Origin of the sequence: Oceanobacillus halotolerans (assembly GCF_010993955.1) — a bacterium.
GTDB classification, from domain to species: domain Bacteria; phylum Bacillota; class Bacilli; order Bacillales; family Amphibacillaceae; genus Oceanibacillus_A; species Oceanibacillus_A halotolerans.
The window spans coordinates 150,894-168,865 of the sequence record NZ_WIXL01000002.1 but is presented as its reverse complement, the minus strand read 5'-3'; the positions used below and the strand labels follow the sequence as shown (position 1 = coordinate 168,865).

General features: G+C 38.2%; 15 protein-coding genes. 12 read left to right on the top strand and 3 right to left on the bottom strand.

Features of this window, described 5'->3' with window-relative positions; all coding sequences use genetic code 11:
* The first annotated feature begins 12 nt into the window (after positions 1-12).
* From buk to GHC26_RS03770, 7 genes are all read left to right on the top strand, one after another.
* Positions 13-1,140 carry a butyrate kinase gene (gene buk, locus GHC26_RS03800; protein ID WP_226376841.1) on the top strand — a complete coding sequence of 376 codons (1,128 nt, stop codon included), beginning with the start codon at positions 13-15 and terminating at the stop codon, positions 1,138-1,140.
* A complete protein-coding gene (lpdA, locus tag GHC26_RS03795; protein WP_163969944.1) occupies positions 1,124-2,545 on the top strand; it encodes a dihydrolipoyl dehydrogenase in 1,422 nt (473 codons plus the stop codon). The genes buk and lpdA overlap by 17 nt, the downstream gene beginning before the upstream one ends.
* A gap of 21 nt (positions 2,546-2,566) precedes the next feature.
* Positions 2,567-3,559: a thiamine pyrophosphate-dependent dehydrogenase E1 component subunit alpha gene (locus tag GHC26_RS03790; RefSeq protein ID WP_163969943.1), complete on the top strand. Its 993-nt coding sequence runs from the start codon at positions 2,567-2,569 to the stop codon at positions 3,557-3,559.
* A 15-nt stretch (positions 3,560-3,574) separates the two neighbouring features.
* Positions 3,575-4,558 (top strand): alpha-ketoacid dehydrogenase subunit beta, encoded by a 984-nt coding sequence (locus GHC26_RS03785; RefSeq protein ID WP_163969942.1) that lies wholly within the window; start codon positions 3,575-3,577, stop codon positions 4,556-4,558.
* Positions 4,559-4,579: 21 nt separating this feature from the next.
* Positions 4,580-5,857, top strand: a complete 1,278-nt coding sequence (locus GHC26_RS03780) for a dihydrolipoamide acetyltransferase family protein (RefSeq protein ID WP_163969941.1) — start codon at positions 4,580-4,582, stop codon at positions 5,855-5,857.
* 102 nt (positions 5,858-5,959) lie between these two features.
* Positions 5,960-6,391 carry a BrxA/BrxB family bacilliredoxin gene (locus tag GHC26_RS03775; RefSeq protein WP_163969940.1) on the top strand — a complete coding sequence of 144 codons (432 nt, stop codon included), beginning with the start codon at positions 5,960-5,962 and terminating at the stop codon, positions 6,389-6,391.
* Positions 6,392-6,479: 88 nt separating this feature from the next.
* The gene (locus tag GHC26_RS03770; protein WP_205599194.1) at positions 6,480-7,469 is read left to right on the top strand and encodes an aromatic acid exporter family protein; all 990 of its coding nucleotides are present in this window, start codon (positions 6,480-6,482) and stop codon (positions 7,467-7,469) included.
* A gap of 21 nt (positions 7,470-7,490) precedes the next feature.
* Here GHC26_RS03770 and prli42 read toward each other — a convergent pair whose 3' ends face one another.
* Positions 7,491-7,637 carry a stressosome-associated protein Prli42 gene (prli42, locus tag GHC26_RS03765; protein WP_226376840.1) on the bottom strand — a complete coding sequence of 49 codons (147 nt, stop codon included), beginning with the start codon at positions 7,635-7,637 and terminating at the stop codon, positions 7,491-7,493.
* A 115-nt stretch (positions 7,638-7,752) separates the two neighbouring features.
* Between prli42 and GHC26_RS03760 the strand changes: the two genes are divergently transcribed.
* From GHC26_RS03760 to GHC26_RS03740, 5 genes are all read left to right on the top strand, one after another.
* The gene (locus GHC26_RS03760; RefSeq protein ID WP_163969937.1) at positions 7,753-9,405 is read left to right on the top strand and encodes an acyl-CoA mutase large subunit family protein; all 1,653 of its coding nucleotides are present in this window, start codon (positions 7,753-7,755) and stop codon (positions 9,403-9,405) included.
* 24 nt (positions 9,406-9,429) lie between these two features.
* Complete coding sequence (gene mce, locus GHC26_RS03755) at positions 9,430-10,257, top strand: methylmalonyl-CoA epimerase (RefSeq protein ID WP_163969936.1); 828 nt, start codon at positions 9,430-9,432, stop codon at positions 10,255-10,257.
* A complete protein-coding gene (locus GHC26_RS03750; protein WP_163969935.1) occupies positions 10,257-11,807 on the top strand; it encodes an acyl-CoA carboxylase subunit beta in 1,551 nt (516 codons plus the stop codon). Before mce ends, GHC26_RS03750 begins: the two co-directional genes overlap by 1 nt.
* 833 nt (positions 11,808-12,640) lie before the next feature.
* Positions 12,641-13,765, top strand: coding sequence for a M20/M25/M40 family metallo-hydrolase (locus GHC26_RS03745; RefSeq protein ID WP_163969934.1), 1,125 nt, complete (start codon positions 12,641-12,643; stop codon positions 13,763-13,765).
* Between the two features lie 351 nt (positions 13,766-14,116).
* The gene (locus GHC26_RS03740) at positions 14,117-15,379 is read left to right on the top strand and encodes a DNA polymerase IV (protein WP_404821766.1); all 1,263 of its coding nucleotides are present in this window, start codon (positions 14,117-14,119) and stop codon (positions 15,377-15,379) included.
* Positions 15,380-15,639: 260 nt separating this feature from the next.
* On the opposite strand, the gene GHC26_RS03735 is transcribed toward GHC26_RS03740, so the two are convergent.
* Entirely contained in the window at positions 15,640-17,010 is a 1,371-nt protein-coding gene (locus GHC26_RS03735; protein ID WP_163969932.1) for an aldehyde dehydrogenase, read from the bottom strand.
* Positions 17,011-17,026: 16 nt separating this feature from the next.
* Positions 17,027-17,956, bottom strand: coding sequence for a ribonuclease Z (rnz, locus tag GHC26_RS03730; RefSeq protein WP_163969931.1), 930 nt, complete (start codon positions 17,954-17,956; stop codon positions 17,027-17,029).
* Positions 17,957-17,972 lie beyond the last annotated feature (16 nt).

The window sequence follows — 17,972 nt, the reverse complement described above, 5'->3', positions numbered from 1 at the left end:
GAGGTACCTGTTTTGCAACAACATGAAGTATACCGCACACTAGTGATCAATCCAGGGTCAACGTCAACAAAAGTTGGTGTTTTTGAGAATGAGAATTGTATTTTTGAAAAGACCATTCGTCATGATACAACGATTATCTCACAATATGATCGTGTTATTGATCAATATGATTTTCGTAAGAACGTTATTTTAGACCAATTAGATTATGAAGGAATTAATATCTCCAAATTAAATGCCGTTTGTGGTAGGGGTGGTTTATTAAGACCTATTGAAGGCGGTACCTATGAAGTAAATGAACGAATGCTGGAAGATTTAAAACTTGGTTACAATGGGGAGCATGCCTCTAATTTAGGAGGGATTTTAGCACATGAAATTGCACAGGGGCTAAATATTCCAGCTTATATCGTAGATCCTGTTGTAATAGATGAACTTAATGAATTAGCTAGATTTTCAGGTGTACCTGAAATCCCTCGTAAAAGTATTTTCCATGCGTTAAATCAAAAAGCGGTAGCTAGAAAAGCCGCAAAGGACCTAGGGAAATCTTATGAGGAACTAACCTTAATTGTGACCCATATGGGGGGTGGTATCACGGTTGGTGCGCATTACAAAGGGAAAGTAATTGATGTGAATAATGGGTTACATGGGGATGGGCCATTTTCACCCGAACGTGCAGGTACTGTACCTGCTGGTGATTTGGTAGCTCTATGTTTCTCTGGTCAATATTATCGTGATGAAATCATGAAAAAGCTGATCGGCCAAGGTGGACTTGTCGCTTATTTACAAACTAATGATGCTTTAGAAGTGGAGAAACGGATCGAAAAAGGAGATCAAGAGGCGAAAAAAGTTTATGAAGCGATGGCCTATCAAATAGCTAAAGAAATTGGATCCATGAGTGTAGTGCTTGGTGGCCGCGTTGATGCCATTGTATTGACAGGCGGCTTAGCATACGGCAAACAGTTTATTGAAATGATTTCTGACCGTGTTGGTTGGATTGCGGATACATTAATATATCCAGGGGAAGACGAATTACAAGCATTAAATGAAGGTACATTGCGGGTGCTCCGTCAAGAAGAATCACCAAAGGTTTACCCGAATGAAGTTGAGACAAAGGAGCGGACAGCAAATGGCGAAAGAGTATGATTTAGTTGTCTTAGGTGGAGGAACAGGCGGATATGTTGCCGCTATTCGTGCCTCACAATTAGGTATGCAAGTAGCAATAGTAGAAAAAGGAGAATTAGGCGGGACGTGTTTGCACCGTGGCTGTATTCCTTCCAAGGCATTACTACGTAGTGCAGAAGTCTTTAAGCAAACAAAAGAAGCAAGTCAATTTGGAGTTGAGACAACAGAGCCAACGCTTAATTTTTCTAAAGTTCAAGATCGTAAGGAACAAATTGTTCACACGCTACATCAAGGTGTACAGGGGTTGATGAAAAAAGGGAAAATAGATGTATTTGAAGGATTTGGGCGCATTCTTGGACCTAGTATCTTTTCACCGATGCCTGGAACTATTTCCATTGAATATGAGAGCGGTGAGGAAAATACGATGATTGTCCCTAAAAATGTCCTTATTGCTACCGGATCGAATCCTAAATCCTTACCTGGTTTAGAAATAGATGGAACATATGTTATGACATCTGATGAAGCATTACAAATGGATGAATTACCAAATTCAATTGTAATTGTTGGTGGTGGCGTTATAGGTATTGAATGGGCATCGATGTTGGCTGATTTTGGTGTAAACGTAACTGTTATTGAATATGGGGAACAAATATTGCCAACAGAAGAAAACGCAATTGCAAAGGAAGTAGAGAAGCAATTAAAAAAGAAAGGGATTTCATTTGTGAAAAGTGCAAAGGTACTTCCTGATACATTGAAAATAGAAAATGGAATCGCCATTGAAGCAGAGAAAAATGGAAGTAATGAGCAGTTTAAGGCAGATAAAATGCTAGTTTCTGTTGGTAGGAAAGCAAATACGTCAAATATTGGAATTGAAAATACCGATATAGTGGTAGAAAATGGCTTTATTAAGACAAATGAAGTTTACCAAACAAAGGAAACACATATCTATGCTATTGGAGATGTCATAGGTGGTATGCAGTTAGCACATGTTGCCTCACATGAAGGGATAGTGGCGGTTGAGCATATGGCTAATCAGAACCCAATGCCTATTCAGTACGAAAATGTCCCAAGTTGTATTTATTCAAATCCAGAGGTAGCAAGTGTTGGATTAACAGAAAAACAAGCTAAAGAAAATGGGTATGACATAAAGGTTGGAAAATTTCCGTTTAAAGCAATTGGAAAAGCCCTTGTTCATGGGGAGTCAGAGGGTTTTGTGAAAGTCATTGCAGACAAGGATTCAGAAGATCTATTAGGGGTTCACATGGTTGGGCCACATGTTACAGATATGATTTCAGAAGCAGGGCTTGCTAAAGTATTGGATGCAACACCATGGGAAATTGCACATAGTATCCATCCACATCCAACGCTTTCTGAAATAATCGGCGAAGGAGCATTAGCTGTTGATGGTAAACAAATTCATGGGTAATTGTATAAGGAGGGATAGACAATGACAAATGAGAGACATAAGAAGTTGGGTTTAACTGATGACGATGTGTTAGAAATGTATAAAACGATGCTATTAGCAAGAAAAATCGATGAACGAATGTGGCTACTAAATCGGGCAGGTAAAATACCGTTTGTTATTTCGTGTCAGGGACAAGAAGCGGCACAGGTAGGAGCATCTTTTGCACTTGATCGGAACAAAGACTATGTAGCACCATATTATCGTGACTTAGGGGTTGTACTGGCCTTTGGGATGACAGCAAAAGATCTTATGTTGTCTGGTTTTGCAAAAGCTGAAGATCCTAATTCTGGTGGAAGACAAATGCCAGGGCATTTTGGCCAAAAGAAAAATAGAATCTTATCTGGATCTTCTCCTGTTACGACACAGCTTCCTCACGCTGTAGGGGTTGCTTTAGCAGCGAAGATGGAACAAAAAGATTTTGTTTCATTTGTTACACTTGGAGAAGGCTCATCCAACCAAGGTGACTTTCATGAGGGACTAAACTTTGCAGGTGTTCATGACTTACCAGTTATTACGATGGTGGAAAATAATAAATATGCCATTTCCGTTCCGATAGAAAGACAATTAGCAAGTGAAAATGTGTCAGATCGTGCACAAAGTTACGGCATGCCCGGGTTTACTGTTGATGGAAATGATCCACTAGCAGTATATGAGGCAGTTCAAGAAGCGAGACAACGGGCTGTGAAAGGGGAAGGACCAACCCTTATTGAGGCAGTTTCTTATCGCTTAACAGCACATTCTAGTGATGATGATGATCGACAATATCGAGAAAAAGATGAAGTAGAGGAAGCAAAGAAAAAGGATTCGATTATTACGTTTACGACATACCTAAAAGATATAGGTATTTTAAATGATGATATCGATAAAAGCCTAGAAAAAGAAATAAGTGACATTGTAAACGAAGCAACGGACTATGCGGAAAATGCAGATTATGCTGCTCCAGAAGATGCTTTAAAATATGTTTATGAAGAGTAGGGAGGGAAACGTACGATGCCAGTAATGTCCTATATTCAAGCAGTTACGACTGCATTAAGAGAAGAAATGATTCGTGATGAGAAAGTATTTATATTGGGAGAAGACGTTGGGAAAAAAGGTGGCGTTTTTCGAGCAACAGACGGATTATACGACGAATTTGGTGAATATCGTGTATTAGACACACCACTTGCAGAATCAGCAATTGCTGGGGTAGGTATTGGTGCTGCAATGTACGGTATGCGTCCTGTAGCTGAAATGCAATTTGCAGATTTTATTATGCCAGCAGTTAATCAAATTATTTCCGAGGCAGCAAAACTCAGGTACCGTTCCAACAATGATTGGAATGCGCCAATTACGATACGTGCTCCATATGGTGGTGGCGTACATGGTGCATTATATCACTCCCAATCGGTTGAAGCTGTATTTGCTAACCAGCCAGGTCTGAAGATTGTGATGCCTTCAACGCCATACGATGTAAAAGGTTTATTAAAGGCAGCTATTCGGGATAATGACCCTGTTCTTTTCTTTGAACATAAACGGGCCTACCGGTTACTTAAAGGAGAAGTACCAGAAGATGACTACGTATTACCAATCGGTAAGGCAGATGTAAAACGAGAAGGATCTGATATTACGGTAATTACGTATGGGCTAGGTGTACATTTCGCCTTACAAGCAGCTGAAAAGCTAGCAGAAGAAGGTATTGATGCGCACATCCTTGACTTACGTACGGTTTACCCACTTGATAAGGATGCCATTATCGAAGCAGCAAGTAAGACAGGGAAAGTATTGTTAGTTACAGAGGATAATAAAGAGGGTAGTATTATTGGAGAAGTATCGGCAATTATCGCAGAAAATTGCTTATTTGACTTAGATGCTCCAGTGCAACGATTAGCAGGTCCAGACGTACCAGCAATGCCGTATGCACCGACAATGGAAAAATATTTCATGGTGAATCCGGATAAAGTAGAGAAAGCAATGCGTGAATTAGCTGAATTTTAATTGGTCAAAGGAGGGTTTCCATTGCCTACAGAAAAAATTAATATGCCACAACTCGGAGAAAGTGTCACAGAAGGAACAATTAATTCATGGCTAGTAGCTGTAGGGGATCATGTAAATAAATACGATCCAATCGCAGAAGTAATGACAGATAAAGTAAATGCTGAGGTCCCATCATCCTTTACAGGTACCATTAAAGAACTTGTAGCACAAGAAGGGGATACAATCGAAGTAGGTGAACTAATGTGCTACATTGAAGTCGAGGGTGAGGGCGAGAATGAATCGACATCGTCTGAGAAGGAAACAAAAGGTGAATCCAATACATCTGAGGAATCGTCTGAGCAAGACCAGTCTATGAAGAAACGTTATTCACCAGCTGTTTTACGAATGGCACAGGAAAATGATATCGATTTGGAAAACGTAACAGGGTCTGGCCGCGGTGGTCGAATCACAAGAAAAGATATTGAAAAAACCATTGCATCCGGCGATATTCCAAGAAAAGCAGAGGAAAGTAGTCAACCGAAACAAACAGAAATACCTAAAGAAGAGAAGAAGGAAGTACCGACTAAACCGACACCTTCACCAACACCTAGTACCCAACCTGGTGACATTGAAATACCTGTCACTGGTGTAAGAAAAGCAATTGCTCAAAATATGGTTCGCTCGACACAGGAAATTCCGCATGCATGGATGACGGTGGAAGTGGATGTTACAGAGCTTGTAAGCTACCGTAATCAAGTTAAAAAAGATTTTAAACAAAAAGAAGGATTTAGCTTAACATTCTTTTCCTTTTTTGTTAAAGCTGTTGCACAGGCCTTGAAGGAATTCCCGCAACTAAATAGTACATGGGCAGAAGATAAAATTATTCAGCGTAAAGATATTAACTTATCAATTGCTGTTGCGAAGGACCAAGAACTGTTCGTGCCAGTTATTAAAAATGCCGATGAGAAGAGCATCAAAGGTATTGCAAAGGATATTAATGAGTTAGCGACAAAAGCTCGTACAGGAAAATTAACATCAGAAGATATGCAAGGTGGAACATTTACGGTTAATAATACTGGTTCATTTGGCTCGATCCATTCAATGGGTGTAATCAATCATCCACAAGCAGCCATCTTACAAATCGAATCCATCGTAAAACGCCCTGTTATATTAAATGATATGTTTGCAGCTCGTGATATGGTTAACTTATCGTTATCACTTGACCACCGTGTTTTAGATGGTCTTATCTGTGGACAATTCTTGAGTCGAGTAAAAGAAATCTTAGAGAATATTAATCAGGATAATACGAACCTTTACTAAGTAAAACACCCTATAAATAATATCAATTGAATTTTACACGTATACTTGCTATCCTTACATTAAAGCTAAATTCACATTACCATAAGTAAGGGGATGGATCATATGGATTTTAATCTGTTTATGAAAGATGTTGTTGATGCCGCTCGCAAGGATATTACAGAAGCGGGTTATGATGAATTAACAACACCAGAAGAAGTAGATCAAGCACTTCAAAAAGATGGAACCACATTAGTCATGATTAATTCTACATGTGGTTGTGCTGGTGGTGTTGCTCGTCCGGCAGCAGCAAATGCGATACATTATGATAAACGACCAGATAACTTAGTGACGGTTTTTGCAGGACAAGACCCAGAAGCAACAGAGAAAGCACGTGAATACTTTGAAGGGTTCCCACCGTCCTCACCATCTTTTGCATTATTAAAGGATGGAAAGATCGTTACGATGCTAGAGCGTCACGATATTGAGGGCTTTAGTGCCATGGATGTTGTAGGTAAACTACAAGATGTCTTTGAAAAGCATTGTGAGGAAGTATAAGAGAAATATTATTTAATTGAATGGGGCTGTCTCAACGTATAATGGGATCAGCCCCATTTCATGTTATACTACTAAAGGGGTATGAATGGTGAAGATCGGCTATCGAACAATAAAAACAGCAATAGGTACTCCAATTGCCATTTGGATTGCGCAGCTATTCGGAGTAACTAATTTTGTTTCAGCAGGAATTTTAACAATATTGTGTATTCAGCCATCTCGTAAACGCTCTGTATTAAGTGCTTGGCATCGGTTTGTAGCATGTATGTTAGCTATATTATTTTCTTTTGTATTCTTTGAAGTAATTGGCTACTACCCAATTGCTATTGGCATTATGTTAGCTTTTTTCATACCAACTACCGTATGGTTAAAAATTACTCCAGGAATCGTAACCAGCTCTGTTATTATTTTGCATTTATATAGTGCTAAAGAGATAACAGTAGCATTTGTTATAGATGAAATACTGTTAATACTAGTTGGATTAGGAGTAGCTTTAGTCTTAAATCTATATATGCCAAGCTTAGATAATAAACTACAAGAGAAGCAACGTAAATTGGAGCAGAATTTTCAAATCATTTTAAAGGAAATTGCTTTATATATACGAGATAAAAATGAGGACTGGACTGGAAAAGAAATTACAGAGACACAAGAGCTGTTAGAGGAAGCTACAGAATTAGTAGCACGTGATCGGGAAAACCATTTGTTACGGAGTAAGCATCTTTACCATGATTATTTCTATATGCGTACGCGGCAGTTTGAATTATTGAAGAGAATGTTGCCACTTGTTAGTAAATTACCACGAACAGATGCTATATCACTGAAAATTGCCGACTTTTTTGAGAAGCTAGCAGATGCTGTTCATCCAGGTAATACAGCGATCCTGTATTTAAACGAGTTAGATGCATTACGGTCAATGTTTGACCAACAACCATTGCCAAAAACAAAAGAGGCTTTTGAAACGAGAGCAAATCTATTTCGCTTACTACACGAAATAGAAGATTATCTATTATTAAAAAAGCGGTTTAAGAAAAGTGATATAGACCGTCATACCGTTCGTAGACTAAAAAAAGAGGCTGAATAACAGAAGCATCCAGCCAAAAGATTAGAAATTCGCAAATATTGCCAAGCCTGTCGTAAGTGCGGATAATACCATTGCAAAAATCATTATATATATAATTACTTTTACTCGGCGTTCTCGCTTAGACTTTCTTCTTGGCTTTGTTGCATTTTTTGATTGTTTTGTAGCCAATGTCATAGCCTCCTTCTAAACCTATCTGCTATTTGTATTTTATCGTTAATTAGTAGTTTGGACAAGTGTAAAAATAAATTGATATGAAGGTTAAACAGAAATGGGGGAATAAAAAATGGATAAAAATTATGATCGTAATTGGAAGCAAGAACAAGAATGGAGAGATTCTGTTGACCGAACAATAAAGCGCTTTCCTGAACGAAAGGATACCTTTACGACTTCATCAAATATCGAGGTAGATCGCTTATACTATTCTCGTGATAAGAATGCGGAAAAATTAGGCTTTCCTGGACAATACCCATTTACTCGTGGGATTCAACCAACGATGTATCGTAGTCGTTTCTGGACAATGCGTCAATATGCTGGATTTGGTTCTGCAAAGGAAACGAATAAACGGTTTCGATATTTGCTAGAACAGGGTCAAACAGGGCTTTCTGTTGCATTTGATTTACCGACTCAAATTGGATATGACTCTGATGATGATATGGCAGAAGGAGAAGTCGGTAAAGTTGGTGTAGCAATAGATTCACTACAAGATATGGAGCAGTTATTAGATCAAATTCCGCTTGATCAAGTTAGTACTTCGATGACAATTAATGCACCAGCATCTGTTCTATTGTGCATGTATATAGCCGTTGGTGAAAAACAGGGTGTTCCGATGGAGAAACTAACTGGCACTATTCAAAATGATATTTTAAAAGAATATATTGCACGAGGTACTTATATCTTTCCACCAAAGCCGTCCATGCGACTCATTACGAACATCTTTGAATATTGTGCCGAGCATGTACCGAAGTTTAACACCATTAGTATATCGGGATATCATATAAGAGAAGCAGGATCGACTGCAGTACAAGAAGTGGCATTTACAATAGCAAACGGAATGGCCTATGTTGATGCTGCTTTAGAATCAGGATTAGATATTGATGCATTTGCACCGAGACTTGCTTTTTTCTTTAATGCACATAATAATTTCTTTGAAGAAGTCGCAAAATTCCGAGCCGCACGAAGAATCTGGGCAAGAATTATGAAGGAGCACTATGAGGCAAAAAACCCAAAAAGTTGGAAATTGCGATTCCATACCCAGACAGGTGGATCGACATTAACCGCACAGCAACCTGATAATAATATTGTACGGGTAACATTACAAGCATTAGCAGCTGTGATGGGCGGAACACAAAGCTTACATACAAATTCACGGGATGAAGCACTGGCATTACCGACTGAAGAGTCTGCTAGAATTGCCCTACGCACCCAACAAATTATTGCACATGAAAGTGGTGTAGCTGATACAGTAGACCCGTTTGGTGGATCTTACTATGTAGAAGAACTTACTGATCGTATCGAAACGGAAGTGGAAGATTATTTAGAACGAATTCAAGTTATCGGTGGTGCAGTTCAGGCTGTGGAAGAAGGGTTTATGCAACGAGAAATTCATCAAAATGCCTATGAAACGCAGAAGCGAATTGAAGCAAATGAAGAAATTATTGTTGGTCTAAACCAATTTCAATTAGATGAAGAGGTAAATCCAGATCTATTAAAAGTAGATGAAAAACTCGAGCAAGAACAAAAACAATCAATTAAAGATCTTAAACAAAAGCGTGAACATCAAGCTGTCCAAGAAAAATTAGAGGCTTTACGGAAGGCAAGTCTTCAGGGAGAAACGAATTTAATTCCTTTCATTTTAGATGCTGTAAAAGCATATGCAACAATTGGTGAAATTTGTAATGTCTTGCGAAATGAGTTTGGTGAATATACAGGGATGTAGAAATGCTAAAAAGGGGAGAGACAAATGGGAAAGATACGTGTTTTAATCGCAAAACCAGGACTAGATGGACATGATCGTGGAGCTTTAGTGATCTCACAAGCATTGCGAGATCATGGAATGGAAGTTATTTATACTGGTCTTAGACAGACTCCAGCTCAAATAGCACAAGCAGCTGTCCAGGAAGATGTTGATGTTATTGGATTATCATCCTTATCAGGAGCACACAAATCATTGTTTCCGAAAGTAATAGATGCCCTAGCAGAACGGAATGCAAGTGATATTCCAGTCGTTGGTGGTGGTGTAATCCCAGGTGAAGATATTCCATTTTTACTCGAAAAAGGAATTAAGAAAGTATTTACAAGTGGGTCCTCTACTGAAGCACTAGCTAGCTATATCAAGCAATTAATCGATCCAAAAGAGAAAAAACTAGAGTCTCCAACGAAAATAGCACATATTGGAATTGCAGTAAACAACATTGACGAAGTACTATCATTTTATACGGATTCATTAGGATTAAAAGTAGAAGGTGTAGAGGAAGTATCCTCTGAAGGTGTTAAAGTAGCGTTTTTGAAAATTGGCGAATCCCGTATTGAATTATTGGAGCCTATTGAAGAAACGTCAGCGATTAAGCGGTTTTTAGATCGTAAAGGGGAAGGAATCCATCATATTGCATTAGAAGTCGATGAATTAGAGGAACGATTGAGTCGCCTAAAATCTGAAGGCATTCCGTTAATAAATGAGGAACCTAAAACAGGTGCACATAATAGTCAAGTAGCATTTTTACACCCGAAGGCTGCTAATGGTGTCTTGTTTGAATTATGTCAACATCAAGAGAATCGAGGTGCAGAATAATGGATATATTCGAAAAAATTAATGAATTATATGATAAACGAAGGCAGGTAGAACTTGGTGGTGGCGATGAACGAATTGAGAAGCAACATGCGAAAGGAAAAATGACAGCAAGAGAACGAATTGATTACTTGCTTGATGCAGATTCTTTTGTTGAGCTTAATCCATTTATAGAAAATCGAAGTTCTGATTTTGGGATGGACAAAAGTAAAGCAAAAGGGGAGGGGGTTGTAACAGGATACGGAAAAATCAATAATCGTCCTGTTTACTTGTTTGCACAAGATTTTACCGTTTACGGAGGAGCACTTGGAGAGATGCACGGTAAAAAGATTGCTGCTGTTATGGATTTAGCAGCAAAAAATGGCGTTCCTTTTATTGGATTAAATGATTCGGGTGGTGCTCGAATTCAAGAAGGTGTGTCTTCACTAGATGGGTATGGACATGTATTTTATCGAAATGCCATTTACTCTGGTGTTATTCCACAAATTTCCGTTATTATGGGTCCAAGCGCTGGGGGAGCTGTCTACTCTCCTGCAATAACGGATTTTGTCATTATGGTAGATAAAACATCCCAAATGTTTATTACAGGACCTAAAGTGATTGAAACGGTAACAGGTGAGAAAATATCTTCTGAAGATCTTGGGGGTGCTAAAGTCCATAATACGAAAAGTGGAAATGCACATATTAATGCTATTTCAGAAGAAGATGCACTTAATCGTGTAAAGGAATTGTTATCCTATATTCCAGCAAATAATCAATTAAAGGCAACAAAACTTCCATATAATAATCAAGAAGAAGATACATGTCATGCAATAACAGACATCGTTCCATTTGATTCAACACGTCCATATGATGTAAAAAAAGTTATTGAGCAGGTAGTTGATCCAGCTAGCTTCTTTGAAATTCATCAAGATTTTGCGAAAAATATTGTAGTGGGCTTTGCTCGAATTCAAGGGGAGCCAGTGGGATTAGTATGTAATCAGCCAAAATATTTAGCTGGAGGTCTTGATATAGACTCAAGTGATAAGGCTTCTCGTTTTATACGGTTTTGTGATGCATTTAATATACCAATCATTACCTTTGAAGATGTGACAGGATTTTTTCCAGGTGTTAAACAGGAACATGGAGGTATTATTCGTCATGGTGCTAAGATTTTATATGCCTATTCAGAAGCAACGGTACCGAAAATTACAGTGATTACACGTAAAGCCTATGGAGGTGCTTATGTTGCCTTAAACAGTAAATCAATTGGAGCAGATCTTGTTTATGCATGGCCAAATGCAGAAATAGCGGTAATGGGTCCAGATGGTGCTGCCAATATTATATTTGCAAAGGAAATTAAGGAGAGTAGTAATCCCGAAAAAGTACGACAAGAGAAAATCAATACATATCGGGAAAAGTTTGCAAACCCATATGTAGCAGCAGGGTTAGGCATGGTTGATGATGTGATTGATCCTCGTGATACAAGAATTAAACTTATTCAAGCCTTAGAGATGCTTAACCATAAAAAAGAAGACCGTCCATGGAAGAAACACGGTAATATTCCATTATAACCTTAGGAACTTTTCGCATACTTTGTTGTTTTCTATGACGCATAATGTATATTATGCGCAGTAGTTTTAATCATCCTTAATAGGATGAGTGCTTAAACATCGCAGCGGAAAACACTCGCTTTCACCATGGGCACAAGGGCAACATCTGTTCAAACTCCCAACAGTCGTTTTCACAGTGTTTTCTTTCCCTCGGGGAACGCTTCAGCCTCCTCATAGAAAAACGTAAGCGCCTTGGTCACACCCGATTAGAAAACTTGGCTTGTCGCCAAGCGGCGAAAGCCTTAGTTGCACTTATGCAGTAAGTTTTTTCTTATCTGCCAAGCTTAAGCCAATCCTCGGTGTGGCGGCTTTTGCCACAAAGAGGATTGACTTAAGACCTCGAGGGTGTAGGCGCTGAAGTTAGACATCGCGAGCAAAGTACGCTCGCTGTGGGGTCTTCAGACTGTTCCTTTTCCCGTAGGAATCTTGCATTTTCCGCTGCTTTGAATAGTTTAACTAACAAGTAATAAGGTACTGTAACCAAATGTGTCTATTATCCGCTTGAATCAATTGTGCATTGTCAATATTAATGATTAAAATTAGAACATCTCAATTTAGCGAAGGAAATACACGGAGACTCCTGTGGGAGCAGCGGTATAGGTGAGACCCCGCAGTGCGGTTAGCACGAGGAGGCTCACCAGCCACCCACGGAAAGCGAAGTGTATTTCCGTAGCGGTAATATCAGCAGGTAATGCAAGGGCTACTGCGCATCATCTATCTTATATGCATGACGTTTCATACCTGAAAACAACAACCTTTTAGAAAACAGTCTAACCTTAAGAGGAGAATGTAGAATGATTCAAGTGAATGAAGAACGATTAACAAAAGAATTTTTCGAGTTAGTACAAATTGATTCTGAAACAAAATATGAACGAGAGATTGCGGATGTGTTAAAGCAAAAAATGACAGACCTTGGATTAGAAGTGGTAGAAGATAATAGCCAGGAAGAAACTGGACATGGCGCTGGCAATTTGATTTGTACGTTACCAGGCACTAAAACAAATGTTGAACCAATTTATTTCACATCACATATGGACACAGTGGTCCCAGGAAAAGGGGTAAATCCATCTGTTGAAAATGGGTATATTGTCTCTGATGGATCAACCATTTTAGGTGCAGATGACAAAGCAGGGCTTGCTGCTATTTTAGAGATGATTCGCATATTAAAAGAAGAGGAAATGGAGCATGGAGATATTCAGTTTGTCATTACAGTAGGTGAAGAATCAGGTCTTGTTGGTGCAAAGGCATTAGATGCTTCTTTATTAAAGGCAAAATATGGGTATGCAATCGATAGTAATGGTGATGTTGGTGATATTGTTGTGGCTGCTCCAACTCAAGCAAAATTATTTGCAACGATAAAAGGAAAAACGGCCCATGCTGGTGTTGCACCAGAAAAAGGTATTTCCGCGATAACCTTAGCATCAAAGGCTATATCGAAAATGCCACTTGGTCGTATTGATGAGGAAACAACTGCAAATATTGGACGCTTTGAAGGCGGAAAGCAAACAAACATTGTGGTGGATCATGTAGAGATATTAGCGGAGGCTAGATCACTTGTACGTAAAAAATTGGATAGACAAGTAGCAAAAATGAAAGAAGCTTTTGAACAAGCAACTGAAGAATATGGTGGACAGGCCGATGTAGAAGTAAAAATTATGTATCCTGGTTTTAAACACCAAAGTGGGGATCAAGTAGTAGAGGTTGCGCGTAATGCTGCTCAAAAAATAGGAAAGAAAAGTAAATTGTTAAGTAGTGGTGGAGGAAGTGATGCCAATATCATTGCGGGTCATGGAATTCCGACTGTGAACTTAGCAGTTGGCTATGAAGAAATTCATACAACAAATGAACGGATAGCAGTTAGTGCATTGGTTGATATTACGAAATTCATTACAGCAATTGTACAAGAAGCTAGTCAATAAAGATTTGATAAACCTCCTACAAGAATAGTACTGTAGGAGGTTTTTTATCCCGCATGTAACGGGCAGTAAGACCCCCACTTCAAGATTTCTTAGGAGATCCAAGAAAGATAAGTGGGGGGATCAAACTGCCCGTAAATGTCCGATTCGTTCAACTAACAATCAGTGGGGGAGGAAAGGAACCCCACTGATTGAAGTTCCACTTTATTGTGTGTTCGGACAGCATAATACTTTTACTGCTAATGTAACTGATATAATGCTTGGTGAGTGATAGGCTAGCTTCTAATAGGAAAGCTACATGGAATGTTGGCTTCCTATGCTATAATAAAAGTAAGACAAATATTAAAGGAACGGTTGGAAATGAAGCAGAAAAGGAAAGGTCGTATTATCTTTCATGTTGATATGAATGCTTTTTATGCATCAGTTGAAATGGCATATAATCCAGAACTAAAAGGAAAACCATTAGCCATTGCTGGTAATCCAGAAGAGCGAAAAGGAATTATTGTGACAAGTAGTTATGAAGCTAGAGCTAAGGGGGTCAAAACGACTATGCCTCTTTGGCAGGCAAGAAAATTATGCCCAGAGTTAGTTGTCATGCGCCCCAATTTTGAACGATATCGGACAGCTTCAACGGAAATCTTTAAGCTGTTAGCAGAAATAACTCCTTACGTGCAGCCAGTTTCAATAGATGAAGGATATATGGATATAACAGAATATGACAGGAGTCTTGGAAGTCCTTTAGAAATTGCTCAGCAGCTACAAAATGCTATAAAAACAAAACTAGATTTATCCTGTAGTATTGGTATTGCACCTAATAAGTTTTTAGCTAAAATGGCATCGGATATGAAAAAACCATTTGGAATCACAGTACTACGAAAGCGAGAAATAGGGGCAAAATTATGGCCGTTACCTATAGAAGAGATGTATGGTGTTGGATCGAAAACTGCTGAAAAACTGAAAAAGTTTAATATAAACACAATTGGTGATCTAGCAAAAACAGATGTATATCAATTAAAACAAGTGTTAGGGATTAATGGAGAACGACTACAAAACCGTGCTAACGGAATTGACCCAAGTCCAGTTGATCCAGATGCCGTTCATGAATTTAAAAGTATTGGGAATTCACAAACCTTTGCACATGATACAACGGATGAGAGAGAAATACATCATTTAATGGAGAAACTGGCTGATAATGTGGAACGTCGTATGAAACGAAAACAAGCTGTTGGCCGAAGTGTACAACTTATGATTCGGTATAGTGATCGTAAAACAATTACTAGGAGTAAAAAAGTACCATACTACTTGGATACAAGGAAAGATATCTTACAGATTGTACATGAATTATGGCAAAAGCATTGGTCACAAGATCCCATTCGATTAATCGGGATCACTGTTCAAGATGTGGAAGAAAAACAAAATATCGCTCATCAGCTTGATTTGTTTACATATGAGAAAGAGGCAAGTAAGGAAAAACTATATGAAGCAATTGAAACACTCACAGAAAAATATGGGGATAATTTATTTATACAAGACCCACAACAAAAGAATTCGAATGAAGAGAAAGAGCAGCCAAGAACTAGTTTTCAAAAGGATTTTCTCGATGATTTTAAACACTAATGAAGTGGTATTCGTATTTGGGAAAAGTTAATTTGTTACTTGAATTGGTGACAGAAATTACGACAAGGGTATCGATCCTGCTTGTCAGTGAACAAAGAAGCAAGTAAAATCTCCAAAAGGGAAGAGAGCAGGCCTCTCGATGCACAAACAAGTATGTAAAATTGAAAAAAGGTAACAGAGCAGACTTGACTTTATATTAGTCTATAAATTATCCCTAAAAGCAAATCAGTTTCTTTAAAAAAGGCTTACTAATTTTAGTTTTACTTCATAATTTGTTTTATAACAGAAAAGAGAAGCTTACTTCCTGGATATCGAAATGGTAAATCAAATTTCGTTGTTTGGATTAGGACACTTTTTCGATGTGAAAATGTTTCAAAACTATATTTACCATGATAAGAACCGATACCACTATTACCAACACCACCGAATGGGAGGTGTGGATTAGCTAAATGATAAAGTGTATCATTTATACAACCTCCACCAAAGGAAACATGCTTCAAGACTTTATTCTGTCGTTTTTTCTTGTCCCCAAAATAATATAGTGCAAGTGGTTTATCCTTTGACTGAAGTGTATGAATGACCCCATCTAGGTTAGTAAAGGAGAGGATTGGCAAAAGTGGTCCAAAAATTTCTTCCTTCATAATTGGATCTTCCCATGAAATTTGATCAAGAATAGTTGGTTCTATGATCAACTTGTTCTTATTAGTTCGTCCCCCATATACAATGTCGCCGTTTGATAAAAATGCTGCCAATCGCTGAAAATGCTTCTCATGTACAATATGTGTGTAATCTTCATTTTCAAGTGGAGTTTTACCATAAAAGGTCTTACAATATTTTTTCAATGCTTTTAGAAAAGGTTTCTTGACCTTATCATGTACATAGACATAATCAGGTGCAACGCATGTTTGACCAGCATTTGTAAATTTCCCCCAAACAATGCGCTTTGCTGCAAGGTCAATGTTTGCATCTTGATCAACAATTACTGGACTTTTGCCACCTAACTCAAGTGTGACAGGTGTTAATTGTTTGCTTGCTTGTTCCATTACTTTCTGTCCAATAGCTGAACTTCCAGTAAAAAAGACATAATTAAGTTGTTCCTGTAGTAATTGCTCACTTACTTCTTTACCTCCCTCTACAACAGCAATATATGCTGGATCAAATGTATCAGCAATCATTTCATGAAGAAGTTTTGAAGTAGTATGCGTATATTCTGATGGTTTAATGATGACGGTGTTTCCTGCAGCGATCGCACCAATGGCAGGAGCAATGGCTAAATGAACTGGATAATTCCACGGTGAGATTATAAGCGTAACGCCATACGGTTCATGATAAATAACACTTCTAGAACCTTTGTGTGTAGCAGGTGCATCGACTTTTTCAGGTTTCATCCATTTTTTTAAATATTTAATCGTATGGTCAATTTCTTGATATAGAAAACCAATTTCGGTTGTTAGTGCTTCATAAGCTGATTTATTTAAATCTTTTTTAAGTGCCTGATAGACCTTTTTTTCGTAATTCTTCAACATCTCTCGTAAGGCAAATAATTGTTTCCTTCGATAGGAGTAGTCTAGCGTTTTGCCACTTAAGAAAAAAGCATGTTGAGAAGATACCAATTCTCTTAAATGTGACATACCAATTATCACTCCTTTAGGCTTTTTTGACAGGAATAGTTACTTGATCAAAATCATGTGCAATCATTGTGTTAGGAAAAATTGCTCTTGCTTCTTCTAACAAATGTGCTGAATCTTCTTCTTGATAACGTGACGAAATATGGGTTAATACTAGTTTGTTCACACGTGCTTTTTTTGCCAGAGATGCTGCTTCTGTTGTGGTGGAATGATAATAGTTTTTCGCCATCTCTTTTTTCGCATCTTCAAATGTGGCTTCATGAACGAGCACGTCTGATTGTTTAACGAGTTCAACATGTTTCTCAGTGTTTCGGGTATCCCCTAAAATCGAGACAATGCGCCCTGGTTTAGCTGGCCCGAGAAATTCATGTTGATAGATCGCTTGGCCATCAAGCGTTGTTACGACATCATTTTCTTTAATTTGCTGATAGATAGGTCCTGGTAAAATCCCTTTCTCTCGTAATTTATCTACTAATAATTCACCAGGTTTGTCTTTTTCCACAATACGAAAACCATAACTAGGGATAACATGCTCCAGTTTTTGACACATCACTTGGAAGGGGCCTTCATCAAATAACATTCCTTCTTTAAGCTCGACAATTTCCAAAGGATACGTTAAATGGGTTTCACTCACCATGAGACTTGTTTCAATATATCTTTTAATACCAGGTGGACCATAAACTGTTAAAAGGTCTTTTCCACCTTGAAATGAACGGCTGCTTAACAAACCAGGGAGACCAAAAATGTGGTCTCCATGCATGTGAGTAATAAAAATTTTAGTGATTTTTCTTGGTTTAATCGATGTTTGTAAAATTTGCTGCTGTGTTGCTTCACCACAATCAAATAACCAAATACTATTTTCTTCCTGAAGTAAAGTTAGGGCGATAGCTGATACATTCCGTTCTTTGGAAGGTACACCAGCACCAGTACCAAGGAAAACTAATTCCATTATAATTCACACTCCA